Annotated in this window: 18 protein-coding genes and 1 pseudogene; 6 read left to right on the top strand and 13 right to left on the bottom strand. The window is 52.8% G+C overall.

Annotation, left to right across the window (positions count from 1 at the left end; translation table 11 throughout):
• Window positions 1-59: 59 nt before the first annotated feature.
• Together PMI36_RS21915 and PMI36_RS21920 are read right to left on the bottom strand one after the other, a co-directional pair.
• A complete protein-coding gene (locus PMI36_RS21915) occupies window positions 60-983 on the bottom strand; it encodes a magnesium transporter CorA family protein (RefSeq protein WP_008069402.1) in 924 nt (307 codons plus the stop codon).
• Between the two features lie 7 nt (window positions 984-990).
• Window positions 991-2469: a RimK family protein gene (locus PMI36_RS21920; protein ID WP_162830917.1), complete on the bottom strand. Its 1479-nt coding sequence runs from the start codon at window positions 2467-2469 to the stop codon at window positions 991-993.
• A 201-nt stretch (window positions 2470-2670) separates the two neighbouring features.
• Between PMI36_RS21920 and rimI the strand changes: the two genes are divergently transcribed.
• Window positions 2671-3768 carry a ribosomal protein S18-alanine N-acetyltransferase gene (gene rimI, locus PMI36_RS21925; RefSeq protein WP_008069400.1) on the top strand — a complete coding sequence of 366 codons (1098 nt, stop codon included), beginning with the start codon at window positions 2671-2673 and terminating at the stop codon, window positions 3766-3768.
• A gap of 106 nt (window positions 3769-3874) precedes the next feature.
• Here the strand turns inward: rimI and PMI36_RS21930 are convergent, their stop codons facing one another.
• Together PMI36_RS21930 and PMI36_RS21935 are read right to left on the bottom strand one after the other, a co-directional pair.
• A complete protein-coding gene (locus PMI36_RS21930; RefSeq protein ID WP_008069399.1) occupies window positions 3875-5026 on the bottom strand; it encodes a PQQ-dependent sugar dehydrogenase in 1152 nt (383 codons plus the stop codon).
• 51 nt (window positions 5027-5077) lie between these two features.
• Window positions 5078-5434 (bottom strand): hypothetical protein, encoded by a 357-nt coding sequence (locus tag PMI36_RS21935; protein ID WP_008069397.1) that lies wholly within the window; start codon window positions 5432-5434, stop codon window positions 5078-5080.
• Window positions 5435-5643: 209 nt separating this feature from the next.
• Between PMI36_RS21935 and ku the strand changes: the two genes are divergently transcribed.
• Window positions 5644-6504, top strand: coding sequence for a non-homologous end joining protein Ku (gene ku, locus PMI36_RS21940; RefSeq protein WP_008069389.1), 861 nt, complete (start codon window positions 5644-5646; stop codon window positions 6502-6504).
• Between the two features lie 144 nt (window positions 6505-6648).
• Here ku and lpxO read toward each other — a convergent pair whose 3' ends face one another.
• Complete coding sequence (lpxO, locus tag PMI36_RS21945; RefSeq protein ID WP_032830182.1) at window positions 6649-7548, bottom strand: lipid A hydroxylase LpxO; 900 nt, start codon at window positions 7546-7548, stop codon at window positions 6649-6651.
• Window positions 7549-7927: 379 nt separating this feature from the next.
• Here lpxO and PMI36_RS0129415 point away from each other — a divergent pair, with 379 nt between their 5' ends.
• A complete protein-coding gene (locus PMI36_RS0129415) occupies window positions 7928-8134 on the top strand; it encodes a hypothetical protein (RefSeq protein WP_032830176.1) in 207 nt (68 codons plus the stop codon).
• An 84-nt stretch (window positions 8135-8218) separates the two neighbouring features.
• Here PMI36_RS0129415 and PMI36_RS21950 read toward each other — a convergent pair whose 3' ends face one another.
• Window positions 8219-8560, bottom strand: coding sequence for a hypothetical protein (locus PMI36_RS21950; protein WP_032830175.1), 342 nt, complete (start codon window positions 8558-8560; stop codon window positions 8219-8221).
• Window positions 8561-8698: 138 nt separating this feature from the next.
• The gene (locus PMI36_RS0129410; protein ID WP_032830181.1) at window positions 8699-8980 is read right to left on the bottom strand and encodes an excalibur calcium-binding domain-containing protein; all 282 of its coding nucleotides are present in this window, start codon (window positions 8978-8980) and stop codon (window positions 8699-8701) included.
• A gap of 445 nt (window positions 8981-9425) precedes the next feature.
• Between PMI36_RS0129410 and PMI36_RS31890 the strand changes: the two are divergent.
• The 3 genes and pseudogenes from PMI36_RS31890 to PMI36_RS21960 form a co-directional block, all read left to right on the top strand.
• A pseudogene (locus PMI36_RS31890) lies at window positions 9426-9659 on the top strand (hypothetical protein); the annotation flags it as partial.
• Between the two features lie 5 nt (window positions 9660-9664).
• A complete protein-coding gene (locus PMI36_RS21955; RefSeq protein WP_081499236.1) occupies window positions 9665-11254 on the top strand; it encodes an ABC-F family ATPase in 1590 nt (529 codons plus the stop codon).
• A gap of 310 nt (window positions 11255-11564) precedes the next feature.
• Window positions 11565-12752 carry an MFS transporter gene (locus PMI36_RS21960; protein WP_008069381.1) on the top strand — a complete coding sequence of 396 codons (1188 nt, stop codon included), beginning with the start codon at window positions 11565-11567 and terminating at the stop codon, window positions 12750-12752.
• Window positions 12753-12895: 143 nt separating this feature from the next.
• Here the strand turns inward: PMI36_RS21960 and PMI36_RS21965 are convergent, their stop codons facing one another.
• The 6 genes from PMI36_RS21965 to PMI36_RS21990 form a co-directional block, all read right to left on the bottom strand.
• Window positions 12896-13933 carry an alpha/beta hydrolase family protein gene (locus PMI36_RS21965; RefSeq protein ID WP_008069378.1) on the bottom strand — a complete coding sequence of 346 codons (1038 nt, stop codon included), beginning with the start codon at window positions 13931-13933 and terminating at the stop codon, window positions 12896-12898.
• Between the two features lie 169 nt (window positions 13934-14102).
• Entirely contained in the window at window positions 14103-14714 is a 612-nt protein-coding gene (locus tag PMI36_RS21970) for an FMN-dependent NADH-azoreductase (RefSeq protein ID WP_008069376.1), read from the bottom strand.
• 610 nt (window positions 14715-15324) lie between these two features.
• Window positions 15325-16704: a tyrosine-type recombinase/integrase gene (locus PMI36_RS21975; RefSeq protein WP_008069375.1), complete on the bottom strand. Its 1380-nt coding sequence runs from the start codon at window positions 16702-16704 to the stop codon at window positions 15325-15327.
• On the bottom strand, window positions 16701-17216 hold the full coding sequence (locus PMI36_RS21980) for a hypothetical protein (protein ID WP_008069373.1): 516 nt from the start codon (window positions 17214-17216) through the stop codon (window positions 16701-16703). The genes PMI36_RS21975 and PMI36_RS21980 overlap by 4 nt, the downstream gene beginning before the upstream one ends.
• Window positions 17213-19516: a hypothetical protein gene (locus PMI36_RS21985; protein WP_008069371.1), complete on the bottom strand. Its 2304-nt coding sequence runs from the start codon at window positions 19514-19516 to the stop codon at window positions 17213-17215. The genes PMI36_RS21980 and PMI36_RS21985 overlap by 4 nt, the downstream gene beginning before the upstream one ends.
• Window positions 19517-19561: 45 nt before the next feature.
• The gene (locus tag PMI36_RS21990; RefSeq protein ID WP_008069370.1) at window positions 19562-21829 is read right to left on the bottom strand and encodes a hypothetical protein; all 2268 of its coding nucleotides are present in this window, start codon (window positions 21827-21829) and stop codon (window positions 19562-19564) included.
• Window positions 21830-21952 lie beyond the last annotated feature (123 nt).

The following is a 21952-nucleotide window of genomic DNA, read 5'->3' as shown; positions in this document are numbered from 1 at the left end:
ACGGAAGATCTAATGTGGGAGCGGGCTTGCTCGCGAAGGCGATCTGACAGCCGCCGAAGTCACTTCGCCAGGCGCTTGAGGCCAATCACCATCCCCCCCGCCCCCAACATCATCGCCGTCAGAAACAACGGATAGGAAATCCACCACGGCGTGCCAGTGGTCATCATGCTGAACTCGGACATGCCGCCAATGCTCGCAATCAGGTTCAACGGCAGAAACACCACGTTGATCAACGTCAGTTTGCGCAGCAGGTTGTTCATGCTGTTGTTCATCAGATTGCCCCGGGCGTCGATCAACCCGGAGAACACGGTGGAGTAGATCTCCGCCTGCTTGTAGCACTGGTTGTTCTCGATAATCAGATCGTCGATCAAACCAATGGCTTCAGGGCTGAAGTGTTCCTTCGCCGCATGATTACGCAGCCGGGTCAGGACCGCGCCGTTGCTGTGAATGGCGTTGATGTAATAGATAAGGCTTTCGCTGAGATTGAACATCTGGACCAGATGCTGGTTTTGCATCGAGGCATTGAATTTTTGCTGCAGCTCCCGGGCAACCATCTTGATCACCTTGAGGTGCCCTAGATAGTGGTGAATGTTGTTGAACAACAGGTCGAGCAACACATCCAGTGGTGTCTTCAGTGACTGCCGCGTGCCGAGGCCGCTGAGCGGAGAGTCGTCGGTGGCGATCACCAGCAGACGCCCCGGGGAAAACAGTAAGCCGCAGGATGACACTTCGAAGGCCAGGCTGCCGCCGCCGGAGTAGTTTTCCGGGCGTTTCCAGATCAGGAACAGGTTGTCGGGGTGGAACTCGATGCGCGACACCTCGTCGGGGTCCAGGGCCGAGGCCAGAGCGTGTTCATCGAGCTTGAAATGGCTGTGCAACAGATCCCGCTCGGCCGCATCGGGGTTACTGAACAGCATCACGTCGGCGTCCAGCCGTTCGACCGCGTGCAGGGCGCCGTGGCTCAGTTCAAAGCTCTTGATCATCGGCCGCTCACCAAGCCTGACCGCGGCGCTTGAGCTCCAGCCGACGGACAAACTCTTCCAGCACCAAGGAATACAAATCGTCCTGCAAGTAGGCGTCTTCGATGCCTGCGTCCATGTTCGGGTTGTCGTTGACCTCGATCACCACCACTTTGTCGCCGGACTGTTTGAGGTCGACGCCGTAGAGGCCATCGCCGATGAGATTCGCGGTTTTCACCGCCAGTTCAACCACCGCTCGCGGCGCTTCGTGAACCGCCAGGGTGCGGCATTCGCCGTTGATGTCCTGGCCTTTGGCTTTGTGGTTGTAGATCTGCCAATGGCCCTTGGACATGAAGTACTGGCAGGCAAAGATCGGCTTGCGGTTGAGCACGCCAATGCGCCAGTCGTATTCGGTGTAGAAAAATTCCTGGGCCAGCAGCAACACCGAGTGTTCGAACAGTTCGGCGGTGGCTTCAAGCAAGGCTTGCTGGCTTTCGACCTTGATGACGCCCTTTGAGAAACAACCGTCGGGTATCTTCAATACCAGTGGAAATCCCAGACGCTCGCCTACCCGCTCGAAATCTTCCGGTCGTTCCTTGTAGAGGATTTCAGTGGCGGGCATGCCCAGCTGATGGCTCTTGAGCAAATCAGTCAGGTAAACCTTGTTGGTGCAGCGCAGGATCGACGCCGGGTCATCCATCACCACCAAACCTTCGCTCTCGGCTTTTTTGGCGAAGCGGTAGGTGTGGTTGTCAACGCTCGTTGTCTCGCGGATCAGGAGCCCGTCGTATTCGGCGATTCGGGCGTAGTCCTTGCGTTCAATCAGCTCGACGTCGATGCCTAGCGTCTTGCCAACCCTGACGAAGTTGTCCAAAGCCTTGGGATTGGAGGGCGGCAATGCTTCGTGCGGATCGTGCAGAATGGCCAGGTCATAACGGGCCAATCGCCTGGAGCGCGGCATGCGCCAGATCTTGCGACTGAAACTGTCGAGCGCATTAGCGAATTGATCTTCCTGATCTTCACGCAACTTATGCAAGGCGCCAGACTTTACACCTTCGATGTGCCAACCGTTAGTTCGACGAAACTCAACTAGCAATATCGGACATGAAAAAACCTCGAACAACTGTCGAGCCAGATCCTGTAATGGCTCGATAGCGGTTTTGCCGAAATACAGTGTCAGGGTAAATCCTTCGGTATCGCTGTAAAGATGATTGCTGAGGGCCTTTTCCAGGGTTTTATCCAGATCATCCAGGGCCAGCCCATACAGGGATTTTCGGGTCAATTCACTGATGGTCCGCACCGACGGTATAACCTTGTGCCCCCGTGCTTCGGCCAGCAGCGAGCAGTAATAGCCGTGCCCGAGGTACTTGTAGTTGCGGCACAGATTGATCACCTGAACCCGCTTGCCCTGCTCGTTATCGCGGGTCTGTTCGAGGTATTCCTGAGCAGTGACGATGTCTTCACTGGGGAAATAGGAGGCCCAGTCTTCCTTGCGTTCGACGATGATCATCAGCTGGCTGGAAGTTCTGATCGAGCCATTTAAATAGTTTGTAGAGGTTATTGCTGTTGGTAACGTTTGCTCAGATACTTCGCGCCAATGACCTTGTACCGCTGACATAGTGATTGATCCATTTGAAGAACAAGACCTTTCCTATTAAGCACGAACTTTTTTTAAAGTCCCGTTTCGTTACGCAACTTTTACGGCGGTTATATGAATCCTGTTTTTCGCTTGGCGGTAGTTGAAGATATACCGTCACTGCTGGCACTCGAACAGCAATGTTTCACCACGGACCGGCTCAACAGTCGCAGTTTTCAATGGATGATTACTCGGGCTCACGGGCAACTGCTGGTGGCCCAACGAGGCGAGCAATTGGTGGGCTATGCGGTGGTGCTGTTTCACCGGGGCACTTCATTGGCGCGCCTGTACTCGATTGCGATAGCCCTTGATGCTCGCGGCAGTGGACTGGGCAAGCAATTGCTCGAACGTGTCGAGGCCTGCGCCATTGAGCATGACTGCGCCTACCTGCGGCTGGAAGTGCGCATCGACAATCCAACGGCGATTGCTCTGTATGAGCGTAACGGCTACCGGCGTTTTGCGCTGATTCACGACTATTACCAGGACCATGCCGACGCGCTGCGCCTGGAAAAACGTATCCTCCAGCACCGCGATTCACGCAACATCAAGGTGCCTTACTACCCGCAGACCACCGAGTTCACCTGTGGTCCGGCCTGCCTGCTGATGGCCATGGGCGCGCTGCAAGACGATCGAACGCTGGAGCGCGGCGAAGAACTGCAAATCTGGCGCGAGGCGACCACGGTGTTCATGACGTCTGGCCACGGTGGCTGCAGCCCTCAAGGTCTGGCGCTGGCAGCGTGGCGGCGTGGCTTTCGGGTGCAGCTACAACTGAGCATGGCCGGGCCGCTGTTTCTTGACGGCGTGCGCGATGCGCATAAAAAAGACGTAATGCGCCTGGTACACGAGGCGTTCACGGCGCAGTTGCAAGCCACCGACGTGGAACGAATGATCGGCGGACCACTGGATCTGCCACGGTTACTGCACGATGGCGGACAGCCGCTGGTATTGATCAGCAGCTATCGCCTGACCCGTTCCAAAGCACCACACTGGGTGATCGTCACCGATTGCGACGAAGAGTTCGTCTACCTGCACGATCCGGACGTGGATCACAGCCAGCATCGTCAGCCGATGGACTGCCAGCACTTGCCGGTCAGCCATGGGGAATTCGACAAGATGTGCAGTTTCGGACGAGGCAAGCTGCGGGCTGCGGTGATTCTCTACCGGCGTGAGTAAACCTGTGGCGAGGGAGCTTGCTCCCGTTCGAGTGCGAAGCAGTCGATTGCATGGGGGCGCTTCGCACCCCGGCGGGAGCAAGCTCCCTCGCCACAGGACTTGTGCGCTACTTCAGGCCAAGCTTGTACAGCCCCCCGTCATCTTCATCGGTCAGCAAATACAGATAACCATCCGGCCCCTGCCGTACATCACGAATCCGTTTGTTGAGCTCACCCAACAACCGCTCTTCGTGAACAACCTTGTCGCCTTCGAACTGCAGGCGAATCAGCTCCTGACTCACCAGCGCTCCGATAAACACGTTGTGCTGCCAGGCCTTGAAGCGATCGCCGTCATAGAAGGCCATGCCGCTGAGGCCAGGGGATTTTTCCCAGACATGGTGCGGGCCCACGGTACCTTCGGCGGTTTCGCCCGTGGCTTCCGGGATCGGCAGGCCGATATAGTTGATGCCGTGGGTTGCCATCGGCCAGCCATAATTTTTGCCACGCTCGATGATGTTGATCTCGTCGCCGCCCCGTGGGCCGTGCTCGTTTTCCCAGAGCGTGCCGCTCCAGGGATTGAGTGCCGCGCCTTGCGGGTTGCGTTGGCCGTAAGACCAGATTTCCGGGCGAACGCCTTTTTGCCCGACAAAGGGATTGTCTTCCGGCACCTTGCCATCCGGATAGAGCCGCACGATCTTGCCTTGCAGCTTGTCGAGATCTTGCGCCGTGGGCCGGTCGTTATTCTCGCCCAAGGTGATGAACAGATAACCGTCACGGTCGAATACCAGTCGTGAGCCGAAATGATTGCCGACCGAGAGCTTGGGTTCCTGACGGAAAATCACCCTGAAATCCTTGATCGCCGTCAGGTCTTCCGACAACCGTCCGCGACCGACCGCCGTGCCGGCCTTGCCGCCCTCACCGCCCCCTTCGGCGTAAGACAGATAGACCATGCGGTCTTGCTTGAAATCGGGCGACAACACCACATCGAGCAATCCGCCCTGCCCCTTGGCCCAGACCTGAGGCACACCATTGAGCGGACCCGAGAGTTTGCCGTCGGCACTGACCAGCCGCAGATTGCCGGGCCGTTCGGTCACCAGCATCCCTTGGCGGTCAGGCAGAAACGCCAGTGACCAAGGGTGGTCCAGGCCTTTAACGATCGGCGTGAGCTCAAGGGTGCCCTGCTCGCTTTTAAAATCCTGTGTTGGCGCTGCAAAGGCGGGCGCCGTGACGGTTAATAACGCGCTGGCACAGAAAGTGGCCAAGAGGGTTTTACGCAACATGCACGATTCCTTTTGTCGTCAATAGTGCTGGCAAGACTTCTGTCTCGCCGTTCAACGGTAGTTGCGGTCCGAGCCCCGGGGAGGTGGATTGGGAATGAATTTCGGTTGGCTGGCGGGAGCCTGCCGATCTTGCGGATAGCGATTGCCGATACCGCCGTTATCGAGCGTTGGCGGTCGTGGCACAGGCACCGTGTTTGGCCCGCGGATTACCGGGATACTGGGTTGCGTACCTTGCATGCTGTTGGGATTGGCCCGGCGAATAGGGCTGTTGTAGGGGTTGTTGTTGCTTCCCGGCAGGTTCTGCGCCAGCAGCAAGGGCGAAGACGACGATGCGGCGTCTGCCAGCGCCAAAGGGCTTAGCACGCCACTCAATGCCAGCGCGATGACGCCGAGCACACATCGATTCATGGGGGACCTCTCTAATGAGCGTGCCATGTTTCATGGATGAATAGAGCCACGCTACGCCCAGGGTTCGGATTTGTTAACTAAAACCTCCCCCACAACATGTAACACGAGTTAACCGCACCGCCGATCCGCCCGCTGGACCGGGCCGCCGCCGACTGAAACTTTTGCCCTTGGCCACAGGTCACCAGTACATCAACGACGAGGTCACGACGATGGCACGGGCAATCTGGAAAGGCGCAATCAGTTTCGGTCTGGTGCACATCCCCGTGGCGCTGGTTTCGGCGACGTCTTCGCACGGGATCGATTTCAACTGGCTCGACAGCCGCAGCATGGACCCGGTCGGCTACAAGCGCATCAACAAGGCCACCGGCAAGGAAGTCACCCAAGAGCACATCGTCAAAGGGATCGAGTACGAAAAAGGACGTTACGTGGTGCTCAGTGAAGAGGAGATTCGCTCGGCTCATCCACTGTCGACCCAAACCATCGACATTTTTGCCTTTGTCGGCAGCGAGCAGATCCCCCTGCAGAACATCGACACGCCCTACTACCTGGCGCCGGACAAACGCGGCGGCAAGGTCTATGCGCTGTTGCGCGAAACCCTCAGCAAAACCGACAAGGTCGCCCTGGCCCGCGTGGTGTTGCACTCGCGCCAGCACCTGGCGGCCCTCATGCCGCTGGAGTCAGCCATGGTGCTGGTGATGCTGCGCTGGCCCGCCGAAGTGCGCAGCCTGGATCAACTGGAACTGGGCAGTGAAGTGACCAAGCCGGATCTGGCCAAAGGTGAGTTGGAGATGGCCAAACGGCTGGTGGAAGACATGAGTGCCGACTGGACGCCCGAAGAGTACCGCGACAGTTTCGAAGACAAGATCATGGCGCTGGTCGAGAAGAAGGCGAATGAAGGCAAGATCGAAGATGTCGAAACCGTGACGGGTGAAGAGGTGCGTAAAACCGCCGATGTTATCGATCTGACCGAACTGCTCAAACGCAGTCTTGGTGGCAAGGGCAGCGGTAAAGCGGCTACCAAAGCCAAATCTACTGCGCAGAAAAAACCCACGAAACGGTCGAGCGGCTGACCCTTGTTGGCACCCATGAGTTATGGGGTGCAAATACTGGCCTCTTCGCGAGCAAGCCCGCTCCCACATTGGATCTGTGTCGTTCACAGGACAAATGTGGGAGCGGGCTTGCTCGCGAAGGCGTCATACGCCTCAATACCAAACTCAGATCAAAACAAAAATCGCCAGCAACCCAGCAAAAACCGCCCATTTCTCCAGGTAGTAGCGAGTGCGGTTACGCTTCTTGAGCGCTTTGCCGCGCAGGCGAATCTTGTAGATTTTGGCAAACAAACGGTTGATAGCACCGGTCTTGTCACCCGCATCGTTCGGCGCGCCCGCCGCTGCCATCACCGTATGGCTGAACCAACGGTTGAACGCCGCCGCCCAGCGATACTTCATCGGCCGCTCGATGTCACAGAACAGAATGATGCGGTTCTGCGCAGTGGTGTTTTCGGCGTAATGAATGAAAGTCTCATCGAACATCACGGCCTCGCCATCGCGCCAATGGTAGTTCTCACCATCGACGTTGATATAGCAACCGGCATCGTTCGGCGTTTCCAGCCCCAAGTGATAACGGTAAGAACCGGCATACGGATCGCGGTGACGGACCAGTTTCGAACCCGGCGGCAGTTCGGCGAACATCGCGGCCTTGATCGAGCCGATGCTTTGCACCAGTTCAGTCGTACGCGGGCAGAGCTTTGCGGCGGACGGGTGACTGTCGCCGTACCATTTGAGGTAGAAACGCTTCCAGCCACTTTTAAAAAACGAGTTGAAACCCACGTCGTCGTACTGATTGGAACGTTTGATCTCCCCGGCCTTGAGCAAATTCTGGCCTTCCGCGCGAATCTCTTCCCAATGAGCCTGCAAAGGGCTCAAGTCGGGAAAGTCTGCCGGATTGAGATAAGGCTTGTTCGGCGTTTTGGAGAACAGATAAAGGAAGCAATTGATCGGCGCCAGAAACGTCGAGTGGTCGCTTAACTGACGGCCTAATTTGTGGCGCACCTTTCCGCGCAAGTGAACATACGCGACGGAGATGACATAAATAGCGGCAATGATAAGTTTCACGAAAATCGTCACACGTCAGAAGTGAACAAACTGCGTCCCGATGGCGCGTTCTTGAGCCATGCCGATGGACGGCATGAGGTCGAAAGATGGCATTTTAGCCATACCTTGTAACTAATAGTTAACCTTCAACTGTGAAAATGTGTCCACTTAGTAGCGCGGCTCGGCCGGTAATGCGAACCGCTCTCCCGATAGTAGCCCCATGCCATACCACCATCCGTCGAATATGTAAACACGACACTCAATACGCGGCCCCGTCTGGCTTAGGCTTTGCACAGGTCGGACCTAGCAGCCCCAGAGCGACATAATTCTGACGCGGCGGCATTTAAATTAACGCTTAGGACTCCAGCGATACGCTTGGTCAGTCACCGGGAGATGTAACGTGTCAACTCTCAATGAAATCGCAGCGAACCACGCGAGAATGGCTAAGGCAAAAGAAGAAGAGTCGACCGGGCTGAGTGAGCGGCACCTTCAAATAGTGGGAAGTTTCGAAATCCCGTCTATCGATGAACAACAACACATTCCACTGCACCTCATTACTGGAGGGCAGGATAACCATCTCGGACAAGCCGCTGGGTATTTGCTCTGAGTCTCGACCTGGCCAGTCGCCGGCTTGTCGCACGCTGTTCAACGTGCGGCAATGCCAGGCTTTCAACCACTGCCAGCGAGTTGTTTACAGTGGGCAGACAGCGACAACTTTATAATCACTGCCTGAAGAGGTGATCTGCACGGTCCAGCCTTGCGCAAAAACCATGTCGTGATGCTCGACGATGGCACTGATGACGGGGCAAAGCTTGCTGGCTTCTTCTGGAGAGCTGTCTACCGAGATGTTGACCGAACGATCCTCGCTTGAGAACTCGGAGGCCTGAGTCAAGGCGTCGTTGCTATCCAGCATTTTGCAGAGCAATGAGGCGTTCTCAACGGACTCGTCTGTAGTACCGGAGTAAGCATATTGAGCCGTTACAATCGTCAATAGAAAAAACAAACCTGTTGCATATTTGTATCTCACTTCCATGTTTCCTTGGGTTGGGGTGAAGGAATACTAATCCATTAGCCGGTCAATAGTTTTGACGGCAGCCCTCTTCCCTCCAGCAACGCCCGCAGCACTGATACCGTCATTAAACCACTAAGCCTGTCGCTGAGCTGCAAACAGTCATTGGCACCACTGCGACTCACAGGGGATTGCGTCGTTGTCGCCGTCCATTTTCATTCCTGGGCAATTTTGCAGAAAGTTTTTGGCCTCTGCGCACGAGGTCATCTGTGAACAATATTTGCGCCCATCACATTTGAATGGCGCTGAAACAGGCTTCGGCGCAGTCACGACTGTAGCGATTTCTTTGGGATTCGATAGTTGAGCCGTAGCCCAGGACTGTAGTTCAGGGGAAAACTTCCAAGCCAACAGACCCACAACAAGCATCACCAAAATCAGTTTCATTTTGATCCCACCCATGATGAGAGACCATTTGCGTTCTCACGTTGCCTGCTTTCCAGCGTAACGGCGGGCGAGGAGCGCGTCTTGGGCGAGAACCAGGAAGAGTATCTGCAAGACGAAGCGCCAGCGCGCCCGGAAACCCGAGCCCTGACGAAGAAGAATAGACCCCTCCCCACTTTCTGCTGTCACGCGTGGTATGGAGAGACGAATCTGAAGAGGTGCCCACCCTGACCAAGTGCTGGCCATTCAGCAATCCATCTGAAACACACGAGGCCGGGCAAGCGGTGCTGACTTTACCCAGAGCCACGCCAAGTGTCCCGAACACAACGCTGAACAAAAATAACATCGAGGTAGCTCTACGCTCCCCTGCCTATCCAGGATGAACGACCTCCCAGCCAGCCCCCGGTTCTGCACAAACCGGGGCCGGACCTTGAAGAAGCGTGCGACACGTTATCGCCCACCGTACAACTGCCGTCACACTTATGCGACAATATGCACAATGTCTGGCATGAATCCCGCCTTTTTTGCCCAACAGCTTGGACACAACGTCCAGATGCTGCTCTCGACTTATGCGCGCTGGTTGAACTCTAGCGGTGACTGGGAAGAGATGGAGAGAATCTCCAGAATGTCCCAGGAATGGCCCAAGCGCCAAATGCGCAGCTCGCAACCCATTGATAGGTAAAGTAATTGATCTCCACAGCTAACATCACGATGCAGTTCGGCGCCAAGCCGCTATTCGAAAACGTTTCGGTCAAATTCGGCGCCGGTAACCGCTACGGCCTGATCGGCGCCAACGGTTGCGGCAAGTCGACCTTCATGAAAATCCTCGGTGGCGACCTCGAGCCATCCGGCGGCCAGGTCATGCTCGAGCCGAACGTGCGTCTGGGTAAATTGCGCCAGGACCAGTTCGCCTACGAAGAATTTACCGTGATCGACACCGTGATCATGGGTCACGAAGAGCTGTGGAAGGTCAAGGCCGAGCGCGACCGCATCTACTCGCTGCCGGAAATGACCGAAGAAGACGGCATGGCCGTGGCCGAGCTGGAAACCGAATTCGCCGAAATGGACGGCTACACCGCCGAATCCCGCGCCGGTGAATTGCTGTTGGGTCTGGGTATCGGCATCGAGCAGCATTTTGGCCCGATGAGCGAAGTGTCCCCGGGCTGGAAACTGCGCGTGTTGCTGGCGCAGGCACTGTTCTCCGATCCTGAAGTGCTGTTGCTCGACGAACCGACCAACCACCTGGACATCAACACTATCCGCTGGCTGGAAAACATTCTGACCCAGCGCTCCAGCCTGATGATCATCATCTCCCACGACCGTCACTTCCTGAACAGCGTGTGCACCCACATGGCTGACCTGGACTACGGCGAGCTGCGTCTGTTCCCGGGCAACTACGACGAGTACATGACCGTGGCGACCCAGTCCCGCGAGCAATTGCTGTCGGACAACGCCAAGAAGAAGGCGCAGATTTCCGAGCTGCAATCGTTCGTCAGCCGCTTCTCGGCCAACGCCTCGAAAGCCAAGCAAGCGACCTCCCGCGCCAAGGCGATCGACAAGATCCAACTGGCCGAGGTCAAGCCTTCGAGCCGTGTGAGCCCGTTCATCCGTTTCGAACAAACCAAGAAGCTGCACCGTCAGGCGGTCATCGTCGAGCGCATGGCCAAAGGCTTCGACGGCAAGACACTGTTCAAGGACTTCAGCTTCCAGGTTGAAGCCGGCGAGCGCGTGGCGATCATCGGCCCGAACGGTATCGGTAAAACCACCCTGCTGCGCACCCTGGTCAACGAACTGACCCCGGATGCCGGTACAGTGAAGTGGACCGACGCCGCTGAACTGGGCTACTACGCCCAGGACCACGCACACGACTTCGAAGACGACTGCAACCTGTTCGACTGGATGGGCCAGTGGACCCAGGGCGGCGAACAACTGGTTCGCGGCACCCTCGGCCGGATGCTGTTCTCCAACGATGAAATCCTCAAGTCGGTCAAGGTCATCTCCGGTGGTGAGCAAGGTCGCATGCTGTTCGGCAAGCTGATCCTGCAAAAGCCGAACGTGCTGGTGATGGACGAGCCGACCAACCACTTGGACATGGAATCCATCGAGGCGCTGAACCTGGCGCTGGAGAACTACCCGGGCACGCTGATCTTCGTCAGCCACGACCGTGAGTTCGTATCGTCCCTGGCCACTCGCATCATCGAATTGAGCGCCGATGGCGTGATCGACTTCAGCGGCACCTATGACGACTACCTGCGGAGTCAGGGTGTTTTGATGTAAGACGGCTGCAAGCTTCAATTGAAAAGCCCTGTCCTGGTGACGGGGCTTTTTGCATTTTCATGGCCAGAATGATGGTGGTGCTGAAACCTTCGCGAGCAAGCCCGCTCCCACAGTGGATCGACTGCGTACAGAAGATTGATGACCACTGGAGATCCACTGTGGGAGCGGGCTTGCTCGCGAAGAGGCCCTCAGGAACACACAAAGCTGAAGCCCAGTCATATTCTGCAACCCACATCGTTAGCCTGCTTCCTTTTATTCCCCACCCACGCCATGATGCAGTTCTCCTACCGCCGCCCGCGAAAGAGCTCCCATGTCTGTGCAGCAACTGCCCCCGCAAAGCTCCATGGCGATCACCCTGCAGATCGTCTCCATCGTTTTCTATACCTTTATTGCCTTCCTCTGCATCGGCCTGCCGATTGCGGTGTTGCCGGGGTATGTCCATGAACAGTTGGGGTTCAGCGCCATCGTGGCGGGGCTGACCATTGGTTCTCAGTACCTGGCCACCCTGCTCAGCCGGCCCATGGCCGGGCGTCTGTCGGACAGCATCGGCACCAAGCGGGCGATTGTTTACGGCTTGTCGGGGATTGCGTTGAGCGGCGTGCTGACACTGCTATCGACCCTACTGCAGGGTTTGCCGTTGTTGAGCCTGATCATCCTGATCGCTGGCCGCTTGTTGCTGGGGATCGCTCAAGGGTTGATCGGGGTCGGCACGATCAGTTGGTGCATGGGTCAGGTCGGTGCCGAGCACACGGCGCGTTCGATTTCGTGGAACGGGATCGCCTCGTACGGCGCCATCGCCATCGGGGCGCCACTGGGGGTCGTGATGGTCGCTGAACTGGGGTTCGCCAGCCTCGGGATCGCGCTGTCGTTACTGGCCCTGCTGGCGTTGCTGTTGATCCGCAACAAACCTTCGGTGCCGGTGATTCGCGGCGAGCGCCTGCCGTTCTGGGCGGTGTTCGGGCGAATTGCCCCCTTCGGCGCGAGTCTGAGCCTGGCGTCCATAGGTTACGGCACGCTCACTACCTTTATTACCCTGTATTACGTCAGCCTTGGCTGGACCGGCGCGGCTTATTGCCTGACGGTATTCGGGGTTTGTTTCATTCTGGCGCGGTTGTTGTTCATCTCCAGCATCAGCCGTTTCGGCGGCTTCACCTCCGCCATCGCCTGCATGACCATTGAAACCGTGGGGCTGGTCTTGCTGTGGCTGGCGCCCTCGACGGGTTATGCCTTGATCGGCGCTGGGCTGACCGGGTTCGGTCTGTCGCTGGTGTATCCGGCGCTGGGGGTGGAAGCGATCAAGCAAGTGCCCAATTCCAGTCGTGGAGCGGGTTTGAGTGCCTATGCGGTGTTTTTCGATCTGGCGCTGGCGATTGCCGGACCGCTGATGGGCGCGGTGGCGTTGAACCTGGGGTATTCGTGGATTTTCTTTAGTGCGGCGATGTTGTCGGTGACCGGACTCGGTTTGACCTTATTACTGAAACACCGCGCAATGACCTAAGCCTGCCGTAAATCCCCTGTGGGAGCGGGCTTGCTCGCGAATGCGATGTGTCAGCCGACATTAATGTTGCTGACACACCGCATTCGCGAGCAAGCCCGCTCCCACAATGGTTTTTGGTTGTCAGGACAATTGCATTACCGATCTTACTGATCCGCGGTCTGCATCCCGGCGCGGGTAGGTTTGCCCAGGGCATGGGCGAAGAACCGTCCGGCTTCGGAAATCATGTTGCGGTGAATGTCCTTGCGGTCGACGCCGTCGGCATCGGTACACAGCGCCGGCATGGCGGCGATCTGTTCTTCGTCGCACGGCGCCAGGAACACGAAGTGCCCTGCCCCGGCCAGCAATTTGAAGTCCGGTGCGGTTGGCAGTTTGCGCGCAAGCGCTGCGGCGTTTTTGTCGAACGCCACCAATTTGTCGCCATCACCGCTGTACAGCAGTACCGGCACATGCACGTCGGCCAAGGTATGGCGGCCGAACTTCAGGCTCAGCGGTGCCATCAGTAACAAGGCATGCACGCGCGGGTCCGCCACTGGCTGCAAATCATCGCGGTCGACGATCAGTTCGCCTTGCGTATTGCAGGCATCGTGATCGTCCGGGCGCTCCTGGCAATAACGGCGCAGACGATCCAGATCCGGCGTGGCACCAGACAGAATCAGCGCAGTCTCACCGCCCGCCGAATAGCCAATCACCCCGACCTGCTCGGCATTGACGAAAGGCGCGAGCATCCGGTCGCCCAAGGTCGCGGTAATGGCTTCGGAAATCTGGATCGGTCGACCATAAAGGTTGCTCAAGGTGCCGAGGCGGCTGTGGTCTTTGGAGTTGTCGCCGGGATGGATCACCGCCACCACCACAAAGCCCTTGCGCGCCAATGAGGTGGCGAGGTCGTGCAGGGCCAGCGGGGTTCCGGTGTTGCCGTGGGACAGCATCAGCATCGGGAAACGTCCGATGGCGACTTTGGTGTCTTCACCGGCTTCGACCGTGTAGCCCTCGAGCGTACTGGAATGTTCCCGTTCACTGGACGGGTAAAAGGCAATGGCGCGCATCGGCTGCAAGTCCAGCGGATCGAGGAACGTCATTTCATGGAAGCCGACGCTCCAGTGAGGGTGCGGCGCAGGCGCGGCGTGCACTGAATTCAGGCTGCCGAGCAGGCAAATCAGTAGCGTTGCACAAAGACGCGCCATGGGATGCCCCACCTTGTTACCTGACCGCAGACGTTAAGCCTCGGTTGCATAACCTGGGCCAGAAACTGATCACCGCCAGAAACAAAAAACTCCGTACCTGGCCATCACGATGACCAGAATACAGAGTTTCAGGGGTACTGCCCGAGCTGTTTACGACTTTACGCAAGCCTTACGCAGCGGCGAACAGTTGCTCGCTGATGTGCGCCTGAGCGTCGCTCATGGCTTTGGTGCGCACTTCATCACCGTAGGCCAGGCCATGGGCGCGGACGAACTCGATGTCGGTGATACCGAGGAAGCCGAACAGCACTTTCAGATAATCTTCGTGCGCAACACCGGTCGCCTGACCGGCATGCAGACCACCGGAAGTGGAAACGATCACGACTTTCTTGCCGCCGCACAGGCCTTCAGGGCCGGCTTCAGTGTAGCGGAAAGTCTGACCGGCCACGGCGATGCGGTCGATCCAGGCCTTGAGTTGGGTCGGGATGGTGAAGTTGTACATCGGCGCGGCAATCACGACGGCATCGGCAGCGATGAATTCGGCCAGGGCCTGCGCGCTCAGATCGGCTTCATGCTGTTGCGCGGCATTACGCAGCTCTGCGGCAGTGCCGGCGGCAACCAGGGTGGCGGCGGAGAAATGGCTGATGGCATCGGCGGCCAGGTCGCGGTAAGTCACCACAACGCCAGGCTCGGCAGCTTGCCAGGTTTTGACGACTTCGCCGCTCAACTGACGGGAAGCCGAGTTGTCACCCAGAATGCTCGAATCGATATGCAGTAATTTCATGTGGGATCTCCAAGGTGAGGATCGCCACCGGGCGATCTGATGGAGACAATCCTACCGACGAAAGCAATGGCTGATTAGTCGGTAACAATGCGATAGTTCGTCCCACTGATAGAACAGTCGAGTATTAAATCGATGCAAGACCTCAACGTTTTCCTAGAATGACCAGTTGATACCTCCCTTCACCTCAATCCTCCCCCCTTCACCACATCTGCTTGATACTAATAAATCAATAACCATGCTTTGCCATAGGGAGTGATCTAGCTGCATTCTCAAGGGATAAAGAAGCTGCTGAGGTGATCCAGGACCGACCTGTCTTCTGCCGATCCATGCTGGGGAAATCGAACCGCCACCTCCGTCCCGCAAGATCTGAACCGCGCCGGTTGGCTGGACCAGGCAGCCCATCGATCACGACCAGCTGAAGCTGCGCTCGGGCACTTCTTTGGAAGGCCTCTGAGAAGGCATGCAAGACGCGCTGCTCAAAAACTGTTACGTCGCACCACCGACAGGTCCTAAGCCCCCCATCCTTATCTGCTGAAGCGGCTCCCTGCGATACGGGTTACAACAGCCACATCGATTACACCTAGCGGAGCCGCGCTCAGAACATAGGTCATCAATCGGCTCGAATGCTTGCAAGTTCGAACGACCAAGCCTCTTTCAACCCTGCGTAATACTCTTGTTCGCTAATGAGTTTCTGATCAAGCTCAGCCTCCAAAAGTGCAATCTGATCCAACAAAAATTTCTTCGACCTGGCCTGCATCACATTTTTTATTGCAGGTTCTAAATTTGTTATGATTTTATAGGCATCCTTGATATACGTTTCTAGCGAGCCAATCAGTTTATGACCACTCCATTCTTGCAGCTTCTGGCGGATGGCTTCCGATCCTGCGAGAGCTTTTCGAAGATCGTCACTATTCTGAAGATCATGCTCGTAAATCAGACGCGCCAGCATTTCAGTGATGAATCTGTGTCTAAATAAGTGAGGATGGGCCGGAGCTTTGAAACCAGCTGCTTTTCGCAAGTCATAAATTTCATTGGTTATCGTGTTAACACTTATCTGCTTTCCAGTGTTACTTGCTACAAAGAGGTAGCCATGATCAGCCACATCACCTATGTATTTATGAACAATCACTCGTCGGTGAACTTTAATGTGATTGACCCACGATGAGATTACAGCCAGAGGGACTGGCACAAACCGGAATGTGATATCCTGATTTTTCACCGTTATCAATCTAACCAAGGGCTGGACATCCTTTGTATTATAAGCCCGGATAATGTCATCCACTCTAATATGCGCTGCCTCATCTCGGCGCGCCCCCGTATACTCTAAAACAGACAATAAAATTTGAGTCCTGCTTTTAAGAAACGGTGTTTTACTTAACGTAGCTTGCTGTAGTGCTTTTATTTCAGGATCATAAATTGGGAACCGCTTATTTTTTGCACTTGGAAGTGGAAAAACGGAGTGATACCAAACTATACCTGCGGCCTTACCTTTTAGTTTTGCTCGCAGCTTTTTATCGATTTTCACTCCATTTACAGCTCCGGTTTTAGATACGAACATCGGATAACCAAAAAAACTACTTGTAAAATGCATGAAGTCCAGGCAGCGAGAACCGATTTGTCTTATTCTGGAGTTCGATCGCAACTGCCGTCCTTTGGCGTCTTTCGGGACACTTAATCCATCTATAAATAGCTTGAAATAGGAGTCGGTCATATCTAAAACATTTATGCCGTTACGCCACAGAAACCTAATGAACTCGCTTATTTGAAATGCGTACTGTCTCGCAGATCCTCCTCTCTGCCTCAGTGATAGTTTTTTATTTGACAGCAGGTCAACGAAATAAGCATTTGCTTCAAAACAAAGGCGCCCATTTGGCCATAGAAAAAATGGTAACCCCCCAGCGGTTTTAAAATTGATACTATCATCGAAAGCAACAACCCATGGGATCCGAGCATCAGAAGAAAGTGGCTCATGCAGTTGAGACTCGTTCATTTAGCGTTCCTTCCAATCGACAGGAGTTTTGTATCGACGACGGCTATTTCTTTTCTAAAATATGCTGCTCTATCGGGCAAGTCGCTTAATGCCAGCTTTTGACTGAGCGCCCTCAACTCACTACAAATCGAAACTAAAACAATAATTTCTGCGTGCCGATAACTTAAAGACTTTTCGAGTTTTTTATTCGAGGCGTTCAAATTCCGTCTCGAACCATTTTTTCTGCGCACCTCTTTATTTGCTGCTTCGAGTAACTGGTAAGCCTCATGCCGTAGGTTGTTTAGACCCTTAAATCCTTCGATCACTGTCGTAGAGGCGAGTGTTTTAAAGGTGTTAACTGAACACCCCAGCAAGCTAAATTCTTCGCTTGCAAATTCAGCCATGCTGCTTTGAGTGACAAGAGCGTTGAATATATCCTGTCTGTCGATATATTTTTCAGGGCTCGCTATTACGTCATATAGCAACGATCGAAGATTCACAATTGAATCCCGCAGTGAAATACACACGGTCATAGGAACTCCAATTTCAACACCAAGCGGAAGCCCAATCGATTGCTCTCCTCATCAGCGTCATAGGAAAGGAACTCGGGTTCAAGCTTTAACTTATGTGATGTCACTAGAGCTGTTATCTCATCATGAATTCGCCGTTTTTCACCAACGGTAGTGATTGGAACGTTCGTGGTAACCAATCCGTTATCTAGCAGGTATCCATATTCCTCTACCATGCTATTTTCACTCATTGCGATTACATCCGCACAGCCGAATTTCTGCGACAAATAGCTCTTAACTATTTCAATATTTACCAGATCATCTTTACCGCTGATTATCGAATCAACAATTTTATCCACCTTAACGGTTCGGAGTACTTCTCCACTGAGACACTCTGTGACATATCGATATAGATGCCTCACATCAGCATGCCCGAGAAAGTACCTAAGAATCTCCAATCCATCGAAGCCGGCACTCCAAAAAAAAGCCATCGCTAAGAACCTTCTTAGCTGATGCTGGCGGATATAAAAGCGGTGCTCTATACCATCCTCCAATTTAATTATCGCAGATTCTGAATAATCGCAAGCGACATCCAGATAATGGTTGTACTCTTTCACAGTAAATTTATAGGTTTCGAGTGATCGCCTTGCAATCGAGAAAAACAGTGGACCGCCAGGTTTCAGCAATTTTAACTCAACAAATATATCGTTAAATTCTTGCAACTTCCAAATCGCTTTAGCGATCAGACTAGTGATTGGAATTGATAATATTTGACGATCTTCGGCGTGACCTGTTTTACCTCCAGGAAAACGAAGGCTATACAACGTGAGCGCATTCTCTTCTAACCGAGGATTAGTATTCGGAAGCAGGCAGTGCCCAGACTTAAGCTTTTTAACCTCGTCCTGCCTGCGCGCGGTCAATCCGCCAATTAAAACAAGCATCAATCCATACACCGTTTCATAGGCTTCGTAGAGCCCTTCGAACCCTCTTAATTTCTCGTAATAAAAATCGCTTTCGCGGCCTACGAGTTTCCCATAGGAGATGCTCCAGCACTTAACACCCAACAATGACAACTCCGGCGTGACTAAATTAGTGAAAACATTATTATACTGCGCAAGACGTCTTTTGTTTGATTTACTGCGCGTGTAAATTTCACTACACATTTTAGTCATTGCATCGAATACCAAGTCGACCCTTTCAAACAAAGCTTCCGCTGCTACACGAATTACTTTAAATGGAACTTCCGCAGGTAATGAAAGAAATCTGCCATCAGCCCCAGTGTCGCTGTCCTCAATGAGATTTGCCACTTCCAAACTGGTGATTATGTGAACATCAAATCCAACCTTGTAGTAGAAATGATCAACAGCAGCTAGCTTTCTAACGGCTCCTAAATGTCGAACGGTCCTGTCGAATAAATCATTACCGCCATCCCATCCATCAACTGGAACACGAGGGTACTCATGCCGGTTCAAATGCCCAGATTGTAACTCTGGTGGCATCGCCGCTGCTATGTGACAACCATGTAGAGTGTTGCAATACTCTTCAGCAATGAATGCTTTCGTATTAAAGGTCCAACTACCGTTTCGTTTGTAGTAATCCCCACGCAAAAAAATGACTGCCTTAGCTCGGCATAGCTGCTCATCTGTCAGACTGAGCACACGGTCTGTGTCGTCAGGAATTTCAGTAGTCCATGGTTTGTCGGCCATAGCTAACGCTATCTGCTCATCGCTGAACTGCTTGGTTTTGTTTATCAGCCATTGTGAGACGCGGGAATTGAAATTGTACAGGGATTCAGACATAGGTGATGCAACATGATTCACAAAATAATTTTTGAAATCATTTGAGGAAAGCGAACTCAATCCAGAGTGGCCGATATTGAATTTTTCGCCATTAATGAGAATCCAATCAATAAAGTTCAGAGCAAATGTGATGACCCGTATCGAATGGTAGCTTCCGAATGTTTGACCACCATTAAATCGCGGATGAATTTGAACACAAATCAAATACTTCATAAGTACAAGCAGGGTAGAGTTTTTGGTATCGGTCAACATGGATCCATCATGGATCATAATGCGAAAGTCGATCGTTTTAAACTTCAAAGATGAACCTTCTCCAAATTTGCAGCTCCATACATCAGTAAAGAAATTAGTACCATCAACTAGCCATTGAGGATTTGTTATATCTGCTTCGCCTATCAGATCGACCTTTATCACTTCACGGAGGTATTTCCGCCTCGCTAAATAGGGTAGCGTTTTAGAGTATTCAAGTGCGCTCGCCAACTCCTGCCTTGACAGGTGGGGCACTATTTTCGCAATATCGGCCATCGCAATTCTCTAGATTAAAAATAGCATCGTAAACAAGTCTTATCTCTACGAAGCACTACCTGAATTACAACATCTGATGACGCTTTTTAGCTTGTTAGCTAGTGCTGGAGAATATTTTGCTCCTGAGAACATCTCAACGGCTTCCTGCGATGAACAGAGAACTTTCCCATCCATATGCAAGTTAGTTGATAATTCTAAGAATCGAGCAGTCTGGTACCACGAATCGATCTCGTTGACATGTCTTATACCGACCAGCCTATCGTCATCGATCATTTTTTTCATTGTAACCAGTAATGTACATAATGCTGGCGATATCGGGACTACGGCCTGATTGAACTGTTTTATCACTTCATCTTTCGGCGCACCATACCGCCCTAAAAACAAATGCTCAGGAAGCGCCTTAAGTTTATGTAACTTAAGAAACTGATCAAGATCATCAAAAGTTCTGAAATCAACAGAATCAAACAGATAGGGACTATCTTTCATTATCTCGTAAGTAAGAGCATTTAGAAATATGCGTATCCATCGGTTCATAAAAAAAGCTTTTAGTTGAGGTGGTAAATATCTACCTAACAAATCATCGATTACCGCCGTATGTCCAAGTGCGTCAGCCATTGCCTGACAACTTCCTGTGTTGAAATAGACCTTCAGTGCTGCACTTGCGCGAATGCATCGAAGAGAAATATTCTGGTAAACGCCATCGGGATTTTGGACATCGGCGTCGCCGAGGCGGTCTTTTAAAATTGCTTGCAGGATAGAAGTCGAGTACAGATTAGTATTGATATATTGGATCGACTTAATGCGCTGTGGCGTTGAGTATCCCTTACCTGGGCTCAGCAGTAGGAACCGCCAATTATCGTCACCGATGGATTTCAGGTGCTCCCGCTGCTGAGCAGTAAGCATCATTATCTCTCTAAACAAAGTTTTTGCTTTAGGGGTTAGTTTGATTGGCTGCTGTGCATGTTCATGCCCACGACGTGATTTTTCGCTGACGGCAAATGAACCATCGGGTCGCAAGCCGTATTCATGAGTATATTTATCTACAACTTCAAACTTTACAAGCCAACTTGGTGTAATCGCCGGCAGCTCTACCACCAACAGATACAGGTGCGCTTGCAAACTGGAGTTTGTTATTAGCCCCAGTCTTTCAGAAATATTAGCTGGATCTCCATAAAGCTTCCCCCGCTCTTTTTCAGATACTACGGAGTAATTATATTTCTCCCAAGTGGCACATTGATTTTCCAGTTTTTTCTTTTCGTCCTTTGACATTCCTTCATCAGAAACTTTACCCAATCTTGCAAGGCCGGTCCGAGTATAGTGCTGATCCAGGATAATTTTCCTTGTTGTCTCACATGCGCTAACTACGACATCGAGATCGTCGACAATTTTGTTGAAAATGATATCAGCCGCCTCGTCAGTTGTGACATGCAGCGGAATATTTGTTAAAGTTGAAATGTATCTCTTGCTAACTTCGCTGTTGTTGCGACTGTGACCAGTTGCTCGCTTGTAAGTCGTCTTATATATCGCATATAGAGGCTCGCCAATTAATTTGTATTCCACTAAAAAATCAACAATGATAACGACAAGCCCCCTCCATTCATCGCAAAACAATGAAATCTCCCCATCAACGGCCAATCTATCTAAATAAAGATAATTAAACAGATATCCAAAGTAAACGTTGATTTCTGTTGGATCAAATAGCAGAGAATAAGCATCTCGATTTGGAAAATCAGCGCATATGTAGCCCATAAGTTTTTTTATGTCGCCGATCTTAGTTCTAGCAGTTGCTGTGGGATAGCGTTTTGCATAATGCTTAAGGGCAATATGGAATTTGTTCGCTACAGCCTCTCCGTAAGCATTGTAAACGTCGATTAAATAAGCGAAGTGAATTCGTCCATCACCTGCCCTAACATACCAACCGCTGTAAAACCTTATCATCTTCTTGCTTTTATCCAGAGCATTGTAAATAGATTTGCAACTTCCCTTATACTCTTCCGACTTGTTTTTAAAAATTTCGAAATATTGAAACCCAAAATCTGGCATCATATGGCAGATCGCCCTATGATAACGATAAACACTCTCTGCGTTTGCTTCGACTTCTATTAGTAGGAATCCTCTGAAGGCTAGTAGGATTTGATCTGTGAAACCTACACCGACAACCGCATTTATGATGTTTAAGAAAGCATCAAAAAGCCTGAGTGCAACTTCATAGGTCGAACGATTAGCTTGGGATTTACTAGAAACCACCCTCTCATAGTCGGCTTGAGAAATTACGGATAGCGCGTAGAACCGAATGTACCGAGGGTTGATCATTTTATTGCGCTCATCGAAGGGATCGAACCAAGTGCACAAGTGGCCGCCGCCCCTGTTAGGCAGCCGCATACTTCCTGGACTAGCGTCAACTTCACAATGTGCTTTCCACTTGTGTTTGATGTA

This window comes from Pseudomonas sp. GM79, from assembly GCF_000282495.1.
Classification (GTDB): Bacteria; Pseudomonadota; Gammaproteobacteria; order Pseudomonadales; family Pseudomonadaceae; genus Aquipseudomonas.
This window is presented reverse-complemented; position numbering and strand designations above follow the sequence as displayed.

Coding starts and splice junctions, on each gene's coding strand:
- PMI36_RS21915 (WP_008069402.1), bottom strand. CDS start 983: ATGATCAAGAGCTTTGAACTGAGCCACGGCGCCCTGCACGCGGTCGAA.
- PMI36_RS21920 (WP_162830917.1), bottom strand. CDS start 2,469: ATGATCATCGTCGAACGCAAGGAAGACTGGGCCTCCTATTTCCCCAGT.
- rimI (WP_008069400.1), top strand. CDS start 2,671: ATGAATCCTGTTTTTCGCTTGGCGGTAGTTGAAGATATACCGTCACTG.
- PMI36_RS21930 (WP_008069399.1), bottom strand. CDS start 5,026: ATGTTGCGTAAAACCCTCTTGGCCACTTTCTGTGCCAGCGCGTTATTA.
- PMI36_RS21935 (WP_008069397.1), bottom strand. CDS start 5,434: ATGAATCGATGTGTGCTCGGCGTCATCGCGCTGGCATTGAGTGGCGTG.
- ku (WP_008069389.1), top strand. CDS start 5,644: ATGGCACGGGCAATCTGGAAAGGCGCAATCAGTTTCGGTCTGGTGCAC.
- PMI36_RS21950 (WP_032830175.1), bottom strand. CDS start 8,560: ATGGAAGTGAGATACAAATATGCAACAGGTTTGTTTTTTCTATTGACG.
- PMI36_RS0129410 (WP_032830181.1), bottom strand. CDS start 8,980: ATGAAACTGATTTTGGTGATGCTTGTTGTGGGTCTGTTGGCTTGGAAG.
- PMI36_RS21960 (WP_008069381.1), top strand. CDS start 11,565: ATGTCTGTGCAGCAACTGCCCCCGCAAAGCTCCATGGCGATCACCCTG.
- PMI36_RS21965 (WP_008069378.1), bottom strand. CDS start 13,933: ATGGCGCGTCTTTGTGCAACGCTACTGATTTGCCTGCTCGGCAGCCTG.
- PMI36_RS21970 (WP_008069376.1), bottom strand. CDS start 14,714: ATGAAATTACTGCATATCGATTCGAGCATTCTGGGTGACAACTCGGCT.
- PMI36_RS21975 (WP_008069375.1), bottom strand. CDS start 16,704: ATGAACGAGTCTCAACTGCATGAGCCACTTTCTTCTGATGCTCGGATC.
- PMI36_RS21980 (WP_008069373.1), bottom strand. CDS start 17,216: ATGACCGTGTGTATTTCACTGCGGGATTCAATTGTGAATCTTCGATCG.
- PMI36_RS21985 (WP_008069371.1), bottom strand. CDS start 19,516: ATGGCCGATATTGCGAAAATAGTGCCCCACCTGTCAAGGCAGGAGTTG.
- PMI36_RS21990 (WP_008069370.1), bottom strand. CDS start 21,829: ATGATCAACCCTCGGTACATTCGGTTCTACGCGCTATCCGTAATTTCT.